Origin of the sequence: Tunturiibacter psychrotolerans (assembly GCF_051013365.1) — a bacterium.
In the GTDB taxonomy this organism is placed as follows: Bacteria; Acidobacteriota; Terriglobia; order Terriglobales; family Acidobacteriaceae; genus Edaphobacter; species Edaphobacter psychrotolerans_A.
On record NZ_CP132941.1, the window covers coordinates 1373864 to 1391154 of the forward strand.

General features: G+C 55.2%; 17 protein-coding genes. 1 reads left to right on the top strand and 16 read right to left on the bottom strand.

The genetic code is table 11. The features are described 5' to 3' along the window. Positions 1-4: 4 nt before the first annotated feature. The 14 genes from hypE to efp all read right to left on the bottom strand — a co-directional run bounded on the left by hypE (position 5) and on the right by efp (position 13685). Positions 5-1123 (bottom strand): hydrogenase expression/formation protein HypE, encoded by a 1119-nt coding sequence (gene hypE / locus RBB76_RS05605; RefSeq protein ID WP_429628391.1) that lies wholly within the window; start codon positions 1121-1123, stop codon positions 5-7. Further along, on the bottom strand, positions 1057-2184 hold the full coding sequence (gene hypD, locus RBB76_RS05610) for a hydrogenase formation protein HypD (RefSeq protein ID WP_429628390.1): 1128 nt from the start codon (positions 2182-2184) through the stop codon (positions 1057-1059). Before hypD ends, hypE begins: the two co-directional genes overlap by 67 nt. Positions 2185-2196: 12 nt before the next feature. Next, on the bottom strand, positions 2197-2517 hold the full coding sequence (locus RBB76_RS05615; protein WP_429628389.1) for a HypC/HybG/HupF family hydrogenase formation chaperone: 321 nt from the start codon (positions 2515-2517) through the stop codon (positions 2197-2199). Continuing rightward, on the bottom strand, positions 2477-3364 hold the full coding sequence (locus tag RBB76_RS05620) for a hydrogenase maturation protease (RefSeq protein ID WP_429628388.1): 888 nt from the start codon (positions 3362-3364) through the stop codon (positions 2477-2479). The genes RBB76_RS05615 and RBB76_RS05620 overlap by 41 nt, the downstream gene beginning before the upstream one ends. Next, on the bottom strand, positions 3361-4416 hold the full coding sequence (locus RBB76_RS05625) for a hypothetical protein (protein WP_429628387.1): 1056 nt from the start codon (positions 4414-4416) through the stop codon (positions 3361-3363). Before RBB76_RS05625 ends, RBB76_RS05620 begins: the two co-directional genes overlap by 4 nt. After that, positions 4413-5063: a DUF6084 family protein gene (locus RBB76_RS05630; protein ID WP_429628386.1), complete on the bottom strand. Its 651-nt coding sequence runs from the start codon at positions 5061-5063 to the stop codon at positions 4413-4415. The genes RBB76_RS05625 and RBB76_RS05630 overlap by 4 nt, the downstream gene beginning before the upstream one ends. After that, on the bottom strand, positions 5056-5727 hold the full coding sequence (locus tag RBB76_RS05635) for a DUF5947 family protein (RefSeq protein ID WP_429628385.1): 672 nt from the start codon (positions 5725-5727) through the stop codon (positions 5056-5058). Before RBB76_RS05635 ends, RBB76_RS05630 begins: the two co-directional genes overlap by 8 nt. Further along, positions 5720-6310: a NifU family protein gene (locus tag RBB76_RS05640; RefSeq protein ID WP_429628384.1), complete on the bottom strand. Its 591-nt coding sequence runs from the start codon at positions 6308-6310 to the stop codon at positions 5720-5722. The genes RBB76_RS05635 and RBB76_RS05640 overlap by 8 nt, the downstream gene beginning before the upstream one ends. Positions 6311-6342: 32 nt before the next feature. Beyond that, positions 6343-8139: a nickel-dependent hydrogenase large subunit gene (locus RBB76_RS05645; protein ID WP_353065766.1), complete on the bottom strand. Its 1797-nt coding sequence runs from the start codon at positions 8137-8139 to the stop codon at positions 6343-6345. Between the two features lie 21 nt (positions 8140-8160). Continuing rightward, positions 8161-9225 carry a hydrogenase expression protein HypE gene (locus RBB76_RS05650; RefSeq protein WP_429628383.1) on the bottom strand — a complete coding sequence of 355 codons (1065 nt, stop codon included), beginning with the start codon at positions 9223-9225 and terminating at the stop codon, positions 8161-8163. A 392-nt stretch (positions 9226-9617) separates the two neighbouring features. Continuing rightward, positions 9618-10310 (bottom strand): response regulator transcription factor, encoded by a 693-nt coding sequence (locus RBB76_RS05655; protein ID WP_429628382.1) that lies wholly within the window; start codon positions 10308-10310, stop codon positions 9618-9620. A 3-nt stretch (positions 10311-10313) separates the two neighbouring features. Beyond that, positions 10314-11906 (bottom strand): PAS domain-containing sensor histidine kinase, encoded by a 1593-nt coding sequence (locus RBB76_RS05660; RefSeq protein ID WP_429628381.1) that lies wholly within the window; start codon positions 11904-11906, stop codon positions 10314-10316. Between the two features lie 32 nt (positions 11907-11938). After that, positions 11939-12967 (bottom strand): hydrogenase expression protein HypE, encoded by a 1029-nt coding sequence (locus tag RBB76_RS05665; protein WP_429628380.1) that lies wholly within the window; start codon positions 12965-12967, stop codon positions 11939-11941. A 142-nt stretch (positions 12968-13109) separates the two neighbouring features. Then, complete coding sequence (efp, locus tag RBB76_RS05670) at positions 13110-13685, bottom strand: elongation factor P (RefSeq protein ID WP_429628379.1); 576 nt, start codon at positions 13683-13685, stop codon at positions 13110-13112. Between the two features lie 328 nt (positions 13686-14013). On the opposite strand from efp, the gene RBB76_RS05675 reads away from it, so the two are divergent. Beyond that, a complete protein-coding gene (locus RBB76_RS05675; protein WP_429628378.1) occupies positions 14014-14340 on the top strand; it encodes a hypothetical protein in 327 nt (108 codons plus the stop codon). Positions 14341-14423: 83 nt separating this feature from the next. On the opposite strand, the gene RBB76_RS05680 is transcribed toward RBB76_RS05675, so the two are convergent. After that, positions 14424-15704 carry a diguanylate cyclase domain-containing protein gene (locus RBB76_RS05680; RefSeq protein ID WP_429628377.1) on the bottom strand — a complete coding sequence of 427 codons (1281 nt, stop codon included), beginning with the start codon at positions 15702-15704 and terminating at the stop codon, positions 14424-14426. A gap of 113 nt (positions 15705-15817) precedes the next feature. Further along, positions 15818-17266, bottom strand: a complete 1449-nt coding sequence (locus RBB76_RS05685; RefSeq protein ID WP_429628376.1) for a sodium:solute symporter family protein — start codon at positions 17264-17266, stop codon at positions 15818-15820. Positions 17267-17291 lie beyond the last annotated feature (25 nt).

A 17291-nucleotide genomic window follows, 5' to 3' on the forward strand; every position in this document is an offset into this window, starting at 1 on the left:
TGTCCTAACAAATCCGCGGCAGAGGATCACCGACCAGCATGTCTACGATTCGGCTGCCACCGTAGCGAGTGGTGACTAACACTGCGTTGGCGGGCTCGATACAGACCTGTCCAACGATTCGGGCTTCTTCACCACCTGCCGCCTGCTGCAGCGCGTTGACAGCCATGTCCGCATACTCCGGAGAAACGACGGCAAGAAACTGGCCTTCGTTCGCGATGTGCAGAGGATCCAATCCCAGCAACTCACAAGCGCCGCGAACCGCGTCGTGCATGGGAATCTCTTCCTCGAACAACTCAATCCCCAGGCCGCTATCTCGCGCCAATTCATTGAGGGCCGTCGCTACACCGCCTCGCGTTGGATCGCGCATCCAGCGAACTCCCGGGCCGCATTCCATTGCCAGCGCTTCTACCAGCGGAAGAACCGAACGTGTATCAGAAGATAAATCTGCTTCGAAGTCGAGTTCACCCCGCGCCAGAAGAATGGTGATTCCGTGATCGCCGATCGGCCCGGATAACAGAATCCTGTCCCCCGGACACACAGAGCGCGCATCGACTCGAACGCCAGGCAATGGCGTGCCGATCCCGGCCGTCGTGATGTACATGCCATCGGCCTTGCCCCGCTCGACGACCTTGGTATCTCCACCAGTCATCGCAACGCCTGCTTGCCTAAGCGCGTCAGACATAGCGCGAACTTCAGCTTCGAGAACAGCCGAGGGAAGGCCCTCTTCGAGAACGAACGTCACAACCATGGCTCGGCCTTTCGCGCCAGAGACAGCCAGATCGTTCATCGTGCCGTTGACCGCGAGTTCGCCAATTGAGCCCCCGGGAAATCGCAAAGGCTTGACGACAAAACTATCGGTCGTAAAGGCAATTCGAGCACCTCCTATATCGATATGAGCCGCATCGCTGAGCGGCTCTTGAGAGCCCGGATAGAGGAGAGGCGCGAACAATCCCTCCACCAGTCTGCGGCTGGCCTTTCCACCAGCTCCGTGCGCCATCTCGATCTGCGGATCACGGAAGCGAATCACTGCTGGCGGTTCGACCAGCGCTTGAGTCTTCAGGCCACGGAGCTGACTCTCGCTACCATCGATTTGCGGTACTCGTAGTTGTAATATGCTGCGCATGAGCCCTCTGAAGAAACCATAAGTGCGCCAATCGGATGTTCAGGAGTGCATTCTTTCCCGAACAACTTACACTGCGCCGGCTTCAAAACACCTTTCAAAACTTCTCCACACTGCGCCGCCTTCGGATCTGTCACGCGCGTCTCAGGGACAACATAGCGTTGCTCCGCATCCCACGTAGCGTACTTCTCGCGAATGCGCAATGCGGACTGCGAGATAAATCCAAGTCCGCGCCACTCGAAGTAAGGCCGCAGCTCGAAGACTTCGGCCATCGCTTTCAGAGCCGCGGTGTTGCCCTCCCAAGGCACCACGCGCTTATATTGATTCTCGACCCTGGCCTCACCTGCTTGCAGCTGGCGCAGAAGCATCACGATGGACTGCAGAAGATCCAATGGCTCAAAGCCCGAAGTTACTACCGGCTTGCCTTCGTTCCTGGCGATCCACTCGTACGGCCTGCAACCGATCACAGTTGAAACATGCCCCGGTCCAATAAACCCATCGAGCCGCATATCAGGCGAATCAAGAATTGCGCGAATAGCGGGAACGATGGTGACGTGATTACAGAAGACAGAAAAATTGCCGATGCTCTGAGCCTTGGCAGCCATTAGCGTAAGAGCGGTGGAGGGCGCGGTCGTCTCAAATCCGATTGCAAAGAAGATAACTTCTTTCTCAGGATATTTTCTGGCTAGCTCCAGCGCGTCCGCAGGAGAGTACACAATACGAACATCGGTTCCACGGGCCTTGTGCTCGAGTGGACTACCATGCGCGCCCGGCACGCGCATCATGTCGCCGAACGCCGCGAAGATGACGTTAGGATCATGAGCGATCGCTAATCCGTCGTCGATCCTTCCCATCGGCAAAACGCACACCGGGCAACCCGGGCCATGAATGAGTTCAATATTGGAAGGAAGGATATCCTTCAGCCCAAAGCGATAGATGGCGTGCGTGTGGCCACCACATACTTCCATGATGCGATAGTGCCGAGCAGGATCAGCGAGACGACGAATCTCTTGAGAAGCTTTCGTGATCAGATCGGGGTCGCGGAATTCGTCCACATATTGCATCTTGGATCTCCCTCAGGCGTAGCGTTTTCCATTCAACTCGACGGGGCCGGCACGGTCAGCGCTGTTTTCCAAACCATATCCACGGACCTCCTCCATAACCTGTTCCACTTCGCCTAACGCCATCAGCAGACGCATCTGCTCCTCTGCATCGCGCTCGCTGATTTTGGACATCGCAAATCCGACGTGGATCAGAACCCAGTCACCAACCTTCGGCATGTCGTCCTCGAGAAGACCCAACTGGACTTTGCGTCGAACCCCGGTTACCTCCACGATGCCCACTTGATTCTGGCCGTCAATCAACTCGACGATCTTCCCTGGTATGGCTAGGCACATTGGGTAGCTCCCTCCCCGGACGCATGATGACCGTCTCGCCTTCCAGAATTCTTTTCACCAACGCTTCCGTCGCATTCACCGCTTCGGCAACCGCAGCCTCAACCGGCCCACTCAAACCCATGTAACCTTCTTCGCCACCCAGCGTGGCCGGTTCGCACCCAACCAATAGCACTCGCTTTAGAGGACCGTGCATCGAACGCGCCATCCGCAGGACGTTCACCGGATGCATGCTGTGTGGCTCGAGGAAGTTGCCAGTCGAATCAGCAGCTTCGTTTGCGTCGAGTTCTACAACAGAAACCGTCCCAGGCGTCTGTCCGTGGGGATAAGCGTCGATGAGGATTGTCGTCTCATAGCCGTCCTGTAACGCGTAGACAAGATCCAAACCGCGAATACCAAAATCAACGATCCGCACGGAGTCCGGCGAAATACGGCCTGCCAACTGGCGCACAACCTCCACTCCAAAACCGTCGTCTCCAAGGAAGATATTGCCGATACCGGCAATCAAAATGCTTGGCGGCAGCGCCTTCTTTTTCTCATGCTGTTCCGCTTCTGGAAGCGGCTCAACCTCAGTCACCTTGAAAAAGAAACGGTGACCAGGCTGGCGCATCATTCCCAGATCGCGCCCGGGATCGTCTTCGAGAACCACACAAATATGCTGCTGGCCTTCGTAGTCCTGCTCGATGCTCTCGACGGTTGCGATCTGACCGCGTAGCGCAAGATCGAATATGTCGCCTCCCTCATGAGGATGCAAACAGACGCGACTGCCTTTCCTGACCTCGGCCTCACCAATCACTACGTAGTCCACTTGCTCTTTGTCTTCGAGAAGGCTCCATTCCCATTGATTCATCGCGCCTCCTCCTTGAGCGGAGTCAGACCGCGCAACACACCATGAAGTTTCATGAATTGTTCTTCTGGCATGTTCTCGGTGCGCTCCAGAATCTCACGCGCCCGCTCGTCGGATTGCCGCATCTCACGTTTCTCCTCATCCGTCAGGGTGAGAATGCGTAGGGATAGGATCTCGTCAATCTCAGTTGAGTCAAAGAGATTACCTGCGCTCTCCGGAGCGATCTGCGGACGGTCGTACAGGATAATGGGCGACGACAAAACAGTCTCAGCCTCATCTCCAACAAGAACCGGCCACGTGCCGACGTTGTGGCACAGAGCCGGAAGGTCTTTGAGATCTGGAGGAGGATCAAGCAGAGAGACGAACTCTCCATGCTCGACTCCCAGGATGGTATGGGCAGACACGAGCGAAAATCCAAGAGCGTCTTCACGGTCGATCGTTGCAATCGGTCCAAACTCGGAGAGATTGCTGACACGCACCGTGACTCTGAAGACTCCATCATCACAACGTGTCGAATCGCACTGAACCAACGCAGTCAGACGCTCCCACTCCCGCACAATCACCCCGACTGCCCTTCCCTGTTCATCGCGCAGATACTCGCACTGTCTCCCCGCCGGGAACGGAAGATGTAAGGAAGCAAGAGACGAAAGCGATGCAGGATCTAACAGGGCGGACGTAAATTCACGTTCAACCGCCTCCTGCCATGGATGATAGACTCGCCCGCCCACTTCGAGACGGTCAACAAAATCAATCTCCGATTCCACACCTTCGGGCGTCTCTTGTTCCGGAGTTCGAAGTTTGCCGACTGAGCGTCGAACAATCTGCAAAAAACGAACCTTCACAACCAGGCGAGTCGATGGGTTTGCGTTGATTAGGCACTCCGTCTGCATCATCCATGCATCAGATCCCTGTTGTTGTTCACTATAAGACCGTGGGCAGAGCACTCCGAAGTTCCAGCGCCGCTGATTTTTCACCGAAGAGGGCCGATACGGATACAGCATGTATCCCTCGTAGAGCACAGCGTCGGCAATCTTTTCCACCTGGTCAAAATTCACGATTTCACCGCCACTTCCATGGGGAGCACCTCTTCCAAAGCCTGCTCCCAGGTCGGAATGCCGTGCTGCATCTTATAGCGATGGAGGCGATCGAAGACATCACGGCGCAAGCTAATGCAGACACTGTTGGGATAGTAGGAGTCCATCATCTCGCGCCACACCTTCACCGGAAGCTTGAACTTCGCCTCCTGCTCCCAGGAGATCGGCGCGACTTGCAGGCCGCAATCCGGCGGTGCATAGAAGACAGTGCCGCTAAACAGAATGTTGAGAGGAATGTCTCCCTCCGTGAGGCCATCAAAGTATTTCGTAGCAGCAACATTAAAATCGAAGGTGCATGGCACATGGAGATCGGCTACCGTACTTGCGCCGGCAAAAGCGGGAATGACCATATTGAGATTCGTCCAGAGCAGGCTCCGCAGCGTCTGACTCCATCTATCAGGCGTTCCGAAGAGGTCGAGCATACGTTCCTGCTCCTCCGGCGTGTAGCGGCGGCGTGTGACCTCGATCTGAATCTGACACCGCAGCGCGATGGTATGGATAGTCTCATTGGCCAAGGCATTGCTGACCTTGAGCCTGAAAGCCAGCGTCGGCGTGGCAGCGAATGGAAGCACGCTCGCCCCTTCGATCTGGAAACTAAGATCAGGCATTCGCTTCCCCACTGACCACGTACGCCTTCAATCGCAGGTCGGAAAAAAATCGCCCTATCTCTGTCCAAACCTCAGATCCTCCAGAAAGACCTCTCCAGTTGGAACGGATCAGTCCAACGAGCTTGTAGCATTCATCAATAGGCGCAATGTAATACTCGGCCCGCGCGATTCCATGGGCATGGCCGACCCGATTGACCAGCAGCGCTTCTACATCAGGCAAGAGGCGGCTCAACGCTCGATTGCTCTCTGCAATCTCATTCCAAGCCTCGAGCGGTAGCAGCGACTCAACTGCGCCTGCCGGACTGGGATATAGCGCAATCACTCTGCCTTCGATGCTCGAACGAAAGAAGAACGCCATGTTGATCGGAATCAACAGATTCTCCCATTGGCCATCCGTCATCTCGAAGTCAGAAAGGTACTGAGCCTGCCTCGAGACGCGCTTGTACTTTGATCTCTCCATTCCATCGAAGAGCATGGCGCATGCGTCGCACGCACACAAGATCTGCCGAGAGGTTATCTCCACCAGGTGCGGGTGCTCCTGCGCCAGCCCGGCACTGCACAACTCGCAATGTTCCGTCGCACGCGATGTTGGCCGCCGCGCCCGGGTGAACTGACGTAATGCTCCGAAGGCCTGCTCGAAGGCTGGTAGAGTCTCTTCATTCATCGTGGGCCCCTTCCGTGATTGTCGGGATCCCGACCGTTACGAGCCGTTGCCCCAACAGACTCTCCAGTGGGACAAAGCCCGCAGGTGCTGTCTCCTCCAACCCGGCAAGCTCGAGTGATGTCACATCCGGCGCGAACTCATACATCCCGTCTTCCACGATCGACCGAATATCTCCAGCAGAAGATCCGCAGCTATGGCCCGAGGTTGTCAGTCGTACACGCACACTGCTCTCGTGCAGGTGCTCAAGCTCGATAGTGCAGGAGAGTTTGCGCAGACGAGGACGCATACGCTCAATGGCTTTGTTCACGCGGGTTTCCAACTCGTCTGGATGAAGGGAATAGAGCAGCAACAAGTTCCCGACGATTGGGTCCTGACCCAGCTTATCGATGATGACGGGAGCAGAATCCCCAGCATCAAAGACGATCTCCATCGCCCGTTCCAGGCCTCTTCCATGGACATCCATCAAAAGCTGCACTAACTCCCCGCTCGCAGACTTCGCAGCACTATCCGGCAGGTCGTCGAGTTGTGCGACTAACTTGCCGAGTTGCCGGATCTGTTCCTGAAATTCTTCGTCGTTAGCCACACGCCTCCTTCAACCGTCGATCAGTCAACAAGCTAAAGCTGAACACCGAACATCGGCGAGTGGGACGTCTCAAGCACCTTTCCGTTCCCAAGGTACATGTGCACGCCGCATGGCAGACACGGATCGAAGCTGCGTACAGCGCGCATGATATCAATGCCCTTGAAGTTATCGGGGCCATTCTCCTCGAAGATCGGCGTATTTTGCACCGCATCTTCATAGGGCCCCGGCGTCCCGTACATATCTCGCGGGTTTGCATTCCACGGAGTCGGCGGATAAGGATGATAGTTGGCGATCTTGTGATTACGGATCACAACGTGGTGCGACAAAACCCCTCGGACCGCTTCGTGGAAACCGCAACCAATTGCTTCTTCTGGAACTTTGAAATCGTTCCACGTCCTTGTGCGCCCAGCGTGCAACTCCGCCAACGCCTGCTCTGCGAAGTGAAGCGCAGCAGCAGCGGCATAAGCCTGGAAGTAAGTGCGTGCCCGATCCCGTTCAATCGCATTGCTCCACTTTGGAATCTTCCATTCAAGCTCCACTTCTGGAAGCGATACCGTCTTAGGCAAATAAATCTTGACGCTGTGTCCCGTAGCCTTCACGTAACCAATGTCCACCAAGCCAGCGAGTGCAGTAGCCCAGAAGCGCGCGATCGGACCGCCCCCGGTATCGAGTGCAAGATAGTCCTTTGTCCGTGCGTCATACCAGCGCGGAGACATCACCCAGGTGTATTTATCCTTGAAATCGCGCTTTTGTGGCTTAGGGAACGTACTCTGGTTCCACGGGTGACGTTGATCGACTGGGTTCCCCAGCGGATCCTTCCGAACGAAGGTCTCTGAGTTCTGCCAGTCATCATAGTAAGAACTACCCAGCAGAATACGGATGTTCAGATTGATGTCCACGAGATCCGTCGTCACCAGTTTGCCGTCGACAACAACGCCCGGCGTCACAAACATTCCGCGGCCCCAATCTGTCATCTTCTCGTAGGTATAGTCGCAGACATCAGGATTGTTAAACGACCCCCAACACCCAAGAAGAATCCGCCTGCGGCCTACTTCTTCGTAACCGGGGAGCGCTTCATAGAAGAAATCAAATAGATCGTCATGAAGCGGTACGACTTTCTTCATGAACTCCACATACTTCATCAGCCGGACGATATAGTCGGTAAAAAGCTGCACAGTGGGTACTGTACCTACGCCGCCGGGATACAAAGTGGACGGATGAACATGACGACCTTCCATCAGACAGAACATCTCACGCGTGTAGCGACTCACTTGCAGAGTCTCAAGATAGAACGACCCCGTAAAAGGATTGAGTGCCGTCATGATGTCGCCGATAGTGCGGAAGCCATGCAACTCCGCGTGTGGCGCAGCGGTCTTCGTTGCCTTTTCCCAAACGCCCGGATTGGTCTCCTTCACCATCTTTTCGCAGAAGTCCACGCCCACCAGGTTGTCCTGAAAGATATTGTGATCGAACATGTACTCCGCAGCTTCACCGAGGTTTACGATCCACTCAGCAATAGCCGGTGGACGCACACCGAATGCCATATTCTGCGCATACGTCGCACAAGTCGCATGATTATCGCCGCAGATGCCGCATATGCGGCTGGTGATAAAGTGTGCATCCCGCGGATCCTTACCCTTCATAAAGATGCTGTAGCCGCGAAAGATGGAAGAGGTGCTATGACACTCTGCAACTTTGCGCTTGCCGAAGTCGATCTTTGTGAAGATGCCGAGACTGCCGACGATTCGTGTGATCGGATCCCAGTTCATCTCTACTAACTGGCTTTTTTCGGCGGCATCCTCTGTACGTACAGCGGTAATCGTGCCCATCGTGGTGTCTCCTTTAGCTCGTTAGTAGGAATTGGGACGGTAGCCGGTCGTCAGCTCGGCGCGAGGGTGTCGCCACTTAGGCTCTTTATTGACTGTGTCATTGGTCAGTTTGCGCAAAGCCCGTATCGCTTTGCCGTAGACTCCGACCGCAGTACTCGACAGCTTGCCGCCCGGAGGCTCATCCATGAACGGCATGAACTTGTCGGGGAATCCCGGCATCGTGCATCCAATACAGATGCCGCCCACGTTAGGGCAGCCGCCAATCCCGGCCATCCAGCCGCGCTTGGGAACGTTGCAATTTACCACCGGCCCCCAGCATCCCAGTTTGACGATGCACTTCGGCGAGCCATAGGAGGTGGCGAAGTCACCCTGCTCGTAATACCCGGCCCGGTCGCAGCCTTCATGTACCGTCTTGCCGAAAAGCCACGTTGGCCGGAGTTGATCGTCGAGAGGAATCATCGGCGCCAATCCAGCAACTTGATAGAGAAGATAGAGAACGGTCTCCATAAAATTGTCCGGCTGCACAGGACATCCAGGAACATTCACAATAGGAAGGCCGGCTTTGGACTTCCAATCCCAGCCCAGGTAATCCGCGAGCCCCATCGCACCTGTCGGGTTACCTTCCATCGCGTGAATACCACCATAAGTAGCGCAAGTGCCACACGCCACGACTGCAAGCGCGCGGGGCGTCAAGCGATCAATCCACTCATTTGTAGTAATCGGCTGCCCCGTGTGCGGATCAGTTCCGAGGCCGGCCCAATAACCTTCCTTCTTAATCTTCTCGTTCGGGATAGAGCCTTCCACCACAAGCACAAAGGGCTCAAGTTCTCCCTTCTCCGCCATGTAAAAGTGCTTCATAAAATCATCGCCCACTTCGTACGCAAGCACGGGATTGTGCAGATGAACTTTCGGTAGCCCGGGAATAGCTCCCAGAAGTACGTCCTCGATGCTTGGCTGGGTGGCCGCGGTGATGGACACTGAATCTCCGTCACACCCCAGACCGGCAGTGATCCACAGAATATGCAGTTCGGCCACAGCGGGTTTCTTCTGAGTGACACGACCGTAGGGAACAGTTTCGTGAGCCATAACCTGTGCTCTCCTCTTCGGAATACTGGCTGGTCTTTCCTGGAGATTGCAGGGAGCGCCCGGGGACGCAACCTGACATGCAATCGTCGAATCGACACTCCTCGACGATCTGCGAAGCGTAGCCAGTAGAGGGGTTGGTGTACTCAACCCGCAAGCGGGACGCACCCTATTCTTTTCTCCTACTTAATACTCTGACGACCTAGGGGATTCCCCGGTCTCGCATTGAGCGAAACTAGATTGTCGTTTGCTAAGTTTTGGGTCTAACCGATTGAGGCGCGACTCTTAAGCACACCGGCTCAGTCCAGGTGTCGTCGAAAAACGCTTTGACCCAAAAACGTTTAGGCGGGCGACGGAACATCAACCGGAGCTTCAGTTACCGATCCCTCCACCTATCATCCCATCTTCTCGTCGATTTTCCACTGAATCGCATGTTGAATCAGCTCACGCCCACTGTGCAGGAAGAGCTTTTCCTTGATGTGGGCCTGATAAGTTTCGACAGTCTTAATGCTGAGGTGCAGTTCCTCGGCAATCTCACGTGTGCCTCGACCCTCGCCGATCAGACAAAAGACCTCTAACTCACGGTCGGAGAGTGCTGAGATGCGGGATTGCAGCGCAGCCGGAGAGCCGCCAATGTACTGTTGAAGCATCTTGTTGGCCATGCGATCGCTTAGATACACCTCGCCACCAAGAATGCGGCGCACTGCAACCAGCACCTTCTCTGTCGCCTCCTGCTTCATGATGTAGCCATTAGCGCGGGCACGCAGAGCGCGTTCCGCATAGATGGCCTCATCATGCATTGAGAGAATGAGGACTGGCAGGTCGGGATACGATCCTCGAATGGCCTTGAGCAGGTCCAATCCGTCGGGGCCGTTCAGCGAGATATCTACAATCAAAATGTCAGGTCTCTTTCGTGCGATGGCTCGCATAGCAGCCTGCGCCTCTTCGGCCTCGCCGCAAACTTCCAGATCTTTCTGCTGGTTGATCAACAAAGCCAGCCCCTGACGCAGGAGCGGATGGTCGTCGACGACGAAGACGGCTCTTTTGCCTGCGTGACGAAATTGCTCCTGAGCGTTTGTCGCAGCCATAGTCTACCTGCCAGGTTTAAGCGGAAAGACACACGTAACAATCGTTCCCTGTATCGGGTCCGGTGCAACCTCAAGCGTTCCGCCGATCATGCCCGCTCGATAGTTCATAATGTGGAGTCCCATACCATGACTATTTCCGTGGTTTTCGGCCATGCCAGCGCCGTCATCGCTGATCGCCAACAAACCGCGGCCATTCTCAGTGGTCAATTTGATCTGGATGTTGCGCGCATGGCCATGCTTCAGCGCGTTGTTCACTGACTCCTGTGCGATATGGTAAAGATGCGTCGCCATCGTGTCGTCGTAGATCAAAACAGCCGGTTCACAATCGAAATGGCACGATATCCCAAAGATATCTTCCACCTCTGCAGCCCAGAGTTGCAGTGCAGACATCAATCCCTGCGCGTCGGAGACGACTGGCAACAAACCTCTCGCCAACTCTCGCGTCTTGTAAATCGCTTCGTTCACCAGCCGCACAATCTTCGCTGCATCGTTGGCCTCCGCCAGACGCTTCTCAGTCAACTTCGCCTCATGCACTTTGGCCATGAAAGCGATGCCCGTAAGTTGTTGCCCAAGACCATCGTGTAGGTCTTGCCCAATACGTCGCTGCTCCCTGGAACTAATGTTCAGGAGCGCTTTCTCCAACTGCTCTCGTTCCGTGATGTCGATGCCGGTTGCAATAATATAAGTCGGCGTCCCGTTACTACCCGGCAGCATGGTGCTTGACCATGCAATGAGTCGCTTGGTCCCATGTCGTGTCATCCAATAGCTTTGGTAATCTTCAGGCAGCAAATCTGCACTCAGCTGCATAAAGATCGACTTAAATCGTTCCACCTCTTCAGGCACAAGAAAAAAATCCCAGATACGTTTGCCGCGAACCTCCTCGAGCGAATATCCGGTGGTCAGTTCGCAGGCTCGATTGAATCGCGTGATGCGACCCTCGGGATCGAGAACGACAACCAACGCTCCCACCGTATCGAGAATGGCGGAGACCACGTTGCGCTCTTGATGCAGAGCTTCCTCCGTATGCTTCAGATCCGAGATATCAAAGGCGACGCCGTGAATGAACCACGGCTGGCCATCCGGCCGCCGCATCATCTTCGCATCGCAGTGGAACCAGATCACGTGCCCATCACGCGCGATGACACGGTAAGACGATCGCAGCGGCGTGCCCGACAGAAACATCCCCGCGGCCTCCAGGCTCCACCGCTGCTTATCATCCGGATGAATGTGTTCATACCAGCGAATAGGATCTTCCAGCCATTCCTCACGCGAGAATCCAAGCGCCGCTTCGATCTGTGGACTCACATAGGCCTCGCTGATGCCGCGATCCAGATACACCATGAAGACCACAGCAGGAATCTGCTCCAGCAACGCACGGTATTTCGCTTCGAGACTTGACGTCTGAGCTTCAGAAGTCTGCGCTGATTGGCCGCTTGCTGGCTCGTCAGTTTCCCGAGATGATGGCGAGATCATGCCGCTGAACATGCTTGCCAACTCGATCAGGACAGCTTCTGCCTCAGCGACGTCCGGAAGCTGCGCGATCTCTTCTGTCTCGGGATTGCGATCTTCTCGGTCGGCTTGTGCAAGTGAAGCCATTCCTCGCTCCCTTCGGCCGACGCCTTTCGCGGTCAGCCTTGTTGGCTCGGCGAAATAGTTTGATGCCGCCAGCTTGGCACTTTGTTGAGCGACGCCTGCGTAAATTTGCGCAGCGCATGAATTGCTCGCCCGTACGTCTGAACAGCAGCAGAAGACAAGAGCGATCCGGGTGGCTGGTCCATAAACGGCATAAATTTATCCGGGAATCCCGGCATCGTGCATCCGATGCAGATGCCGCCTACATTAGGACAACCGCCGATCCCGCCCATCCAGCCACGCTTGCCAACGTTGCACTGCACCACTGGGCCCCAACATCCAAGCTTCACGATGCACAGCGGAGATCCATATTGTTCCGCAAATTGCGCCTGCTCATAGTAACCGCCACGATCGCAGCCTTCGTGAACGGTGTTTCCAAAGAGCCACGTGGGGCGCAACGCCTCGTCGAGGGGAATTATAGGTGCACGTCCCGTAGCCATGTAAAGCAGATACAGCAGAGTCTCCATAAAATTGTCCGGCTGAACAGGACAACCTGGAACACAAACGATAGGAATCGCAGCCTTGGACTTCCACTGCCATCCCAGATAATCCGGAAGGCCCATGCAACCGGTTGGATTGCCAGCCATTGCGTGAATTCCGCCATAAGTCGCGCAGGTACCCGCCGCGATCACCGCCCATGCATGTGGAGCCAGCCGGTCGATCCACTCGCATGTCGTAATTGGCTGCGCAGTCGCCGAATCTGTTCCCAACGACGCCCAGTACCCCTCCGATTTATTTTTTTCATTCGGGATAGAGCCCTCAACCACGAGGATGAAAGGCGCCAACTTGCCCTCCGCAGCCAGATGGAAAGGACGAAGGAAGTCGTCACCAACCTCGGAAGAGAGAAAAGGGTTATGAAAGTTCACCTTGGGAGTCCAGGGAATTCCACCGAGGACGATGTCCTCAATACTCGGCTGTGTTGCGGCTGTCATCGCGATCGTGTCTCCATCGCAACTTAGCCCAGCCGCAATCCAAAGAACATCGATCTCCGTAATCGGCGGCGCATGTCGGTCCCAACCATCCACGGGTTCCCCCTCGGACTGCTTCCGGCAACACTTTCAGTACATGGACATCTTGTGCCTGAAAATGCAGTTACGCAAGCAGGTCTTCCGTCGGGGACGGTGTTGGCTCGTCCCGGCCGCAATCCACCAGGGTGTCCTCAAGCAGTCAGGCTCGCCCGGCAAACTCACGGGTCTCTGTGTTCACCTTAATTTTTTCGCCCTCTTTAATAAATGAGGGCACCCGGATCTCAACACCTGTCTCCAACTTGGCTGGCTTGGTCACGCCTCCGCTTGCAGTATCGCCACGAACTGCCGGTTCTGTTTGTGCGACAGAGAGTTCCACGTGGATTGGCAGCTGCAGTCCAATGGGATTGCCATTGTATTTATCAATTTGAATCAGAATTCCTTCAACTAGAAAGTCCGAAGCGTCCCCAACCATCTCATCGCTAAGAACGAGAGTCTCAAAACTCTCCTGATCCATAAAATAGGAGCCCTCACCGTCGCTGTAGAGGTAAGACGCTTCAACCGTCTGAAGATCCGGCTCCTTGAACTTGTCGCTGGCCTTGAATGTCTTATCGAAGACAGCGCGCGTAAGCATATTCCGCATCCGCAAACGCACCAGCGTCTGTCCGCCTCTGGCAGTAGGGGTCGAGATCTCCGCTTCCAGGCAGCAGAACGGAACGTTTTCATACTCAAAAGACATCTTGCGCTTTACGTCGATGGCATCGATCAGTGCAGCCATGGACCTCCTCAAATACTTCGATAGTGCAGAGTTAAAAGTGACGATTCCACCAAAGAGCTGAGTCGCCGTGTGGTCGGTTAAAGCCCGAATGACCATAGGATAACAGCGCGCTGAGCCGATCCCTGGCTCCCACGATCAAGGAGTGAACTTGCAAAGTGTCGTAACCCACCAGGGCAGATAAACTTCCCCGCGTTGGCCCTCCCCGCTCCTCGCAGTGAATTGCCAGCCCCTCACCCGTTCAGGCGCGGCATTGCGACAGCACTAAAGGATAGAAGCTGGCAACCCGGCCACGGGGATTCCCACCGCTAGGCTAAAATCGCCGTCCAACTTGAAGCTCGTCGACGTCATCATCGTCTTCGTCTTCATCGTCGTCATCCTCATCTTCGTCTTCGTCATCCTCGTACTCATCATCGTCGTCGTCGTCTTCATCTACTTCGTCGTCGTCATCCTCAAACTCATCCTCGTCGTCGTCGTCATCCTCTTCTTCGTCATCATCATCTTCGAACTCATCATCGTCGTCTTCGACTGCTTTCTTCGCGACGCTGAGGGATTCAGACGTGGTATAGCCTGCAGGGGAGTCAAGCGAGCTGTATTCAAAGGCGGCAATGAAATCCGGACCCAGAGGGAAAAACGTTGCGTGAAAGTCGAAGGTTAGGGTCTCAAGTGCCATAAAAATCTCCTGTTGAAAATGTGTACTGGGATAGGATGCAGCAGATTGAAAAAAGTGAGTGTGAAAATTCACTTTTCCCCGAATTGAACGATTAGCGGAATCTGACGCTTTTCCTGATACATGCGTTGGTCCGCAAGACGACGCAGAAATACCTCATCGGTCGTGTCGTCAGGGTAGACGGCGACGCCGATGCTTCCGCTCACGGTAACCGCGTTCCCGTTGATCTCCACAGGCTTGCTAAGCGCCCCGGAGAGTCGCCCGACGCAGTTGTCCGCGATATGGTCAACTGGTCCATCGACAGGCAGATCCGTAACAATCACAATAAATTCGTCCCCCCCGAGTCGCGCAATGGTGTCCGGAGCTCGGATGGCAGCCCGAAGGTTATGCGCAACCCGTTGCAGCAACTCGTCGCCCGCATCATGTCCGTAGGAATCGTTAATCTGCTTGAATCCGTTGAGATCGAGCATAAGCAACGCGGTACGGGTACCGTTACGCTCCGACCGCCTCAGCGCCTCCACCAGGAGGTCCTCAAAGCGCCGCCGATTCGGCAGGCCCGTCAAATGGTCATGGAACGCATACCATTCGTTGCTCGAAACCTGGTGTTCCAACATCACCAGCAGCATGCCGATCGTAACCAGAAACTTCTGCATGTCCCATATCTGCGACGCAATATCGATGTACTGCGGGCGGTTGGTAACCCATGAATGCAGCAGAAAGACCAAAGCCCACAGGGTAAAACCGAGAACAACCGCAACCTTGCCGAGGCTCCGGCTGGGCAGGCTGAGCTGAAAGACGATGGCCGTCCCAAGGTAGATGGCGAAGAGCGGAACATAGGCTGTGTCGCGATACATCCCGTTAGAGGCAAAAAACCAGGCCGAGCCCCAGACACTGATCTGTGCCGCAACAATCCACCAGGCGCCCCCCAGTTTCCAGGTACGGGCAAGCAAAAACGGGCTGACTGCTCCGACCAAAAAACCGCAGACAATGAAAACGCGGTAGATCCCCGGCGTCCGGACATCAAGGCCATACGTCGTAAGAACCGCAAAGAGCGGGGGAGCATTCAGAAAAAGATAGTAAAGCGTTTGTCTGCGCGGAAAGAGAGTCTTCGCGGCAGCCCACAGAAAAATGCCTCCGGCTGCAAGGTACGCATCCAGCGCAACAACGTGCGAACCAAGATGCAATGGGCCCTTGGGCGAATAAAAAGCGTGAGCAATGGCCTCAAGAAAGATAAACAGCAGGCCACTGATCCAAAGATCGACCCGCTCCTGCGGATGGCGTTTGCGCAGAAAGTAAAGGATCGTGAGAAGCGTCGCCATTGCGGCCAGGTCAGGAGTCAGTCGGTAGTTCATCTGTCTTTCATGCGACTTTGTCGCTGCATTCGGTCCAAAGAATCACGTATCAGCTGGGAGAGAGTAGTCCAGTATCGAACATTACCGTTAATCGGCTGCAAAGGGATAGCCCGTCAGGCTTCCGAAAATGGCTTGAGCTGCTTCTCCGTAGGCGGGCTGGTCAATAAGCTCACAATAACCAGACACAGAAGCGAGGCAAGCAGCGCCGGAAGAATGGCGTCGCGTTCGTTGATGATCGCCGGAAGGTGGGAGTGGACCAATCCCGTATCCCAGAAGACGGTAACGAAGGTGCCGACCGCAATGCTGGCCACAGCCCCTGCGGACGTCGCGCGTCTCCAGTAAAAAGTGGCAAGGATAACTGGCGTCAGGGCAGCACCGTAAATCGTGTAAGCGTAAAGCGACTTCTTCAGCACTGACTCGATATGGAGCGACTGATAGAGCGCCCACAGCCCGAGCAGAACGACCATAAGACGAGAGACGGCAAGGGTCTTCTTATTGGACGCCTCCGGATTGATATAGCGGAGGTAGATGTCGTTGACCAGATTGGTCGACGGAGAGAACAGCCAGTTGTTCGCCGTTGAAATAATCTTTGCGAAGATAGCTCCCATCAACAACGCACCCAACAGGCGAAGCGGGCCCGAACCAGAAAAACCGTGCAGCCCAAGGTAAGCAAGAATCTCCCGAGGACGCGCCTGGACCTCTCCACTAGGAAACAGACTCGACCCCGTTACCGCGAGCGCCACGATAACGGTCTCGAGAATAACCGTGCCGATGATCCACCCGACCACCGCCCGCGTGGCGTCCTTCTCGGATTTGGCCGAGAAAAACTTCTGATACATCGACTGATTCCCAAGCAGCAACAGGCAGGTCGGAAGAAAGAGCTCCAGACATCGAATGAACGAGAGATCGCCAAAGACCTGGAAGTGTGTGGCTGGAAGACTCGCATGAATCGCAGTCCACCCTCCCGCATGATGAGCAAGAATGGGCAAAGCGATGATCATCGTGAAGGTAGCAAGCAGTCCAATCGCCACATCCATATAGGCGACAGAGGCCATCCCAGCAATGGCCGTAAAAACAATGACGAACGCAGCAATAATATATTTGCCGAAGTCAGGAGTAATGAGATCCGGAAAGATCAGGTGAAGAATATCCCCCCCACCTACGAACTGATAGCTAGTCACAGCCGTATAGCAGAACAGAATCGCAATGACGCCAAGAATCCGCGCAGCCTGGTTATAACGAACCTCCAGGAGATCCGGAATAGTGAATTGCGCGAACTTTCTCGCACGTGGCGCAATGAAATAGATCAGCAGCAATCCAGCCCAGCCGCCGCCGCCCTGCCATAGCGCCGCAAAGCCGTGCCTGTACGCATTCTCTGCGCCGCCGAGCAGCGACCCCGAGCCAATCCAACTCGACAACAACGTAAAGACCAGGACAAAGGCGGGCAGCGAGCGGCCTGCCACAAGGTAGTCGGCCTTGGTCTTCACCTTGCCAAGTCGAGTGAGCGATACCGTAAGCAGGGTGACAACAATAGCCGAAAGAACAATCGCGTAAAGATTCATTTGGTAGGGTCAAGTGTACTGTCTA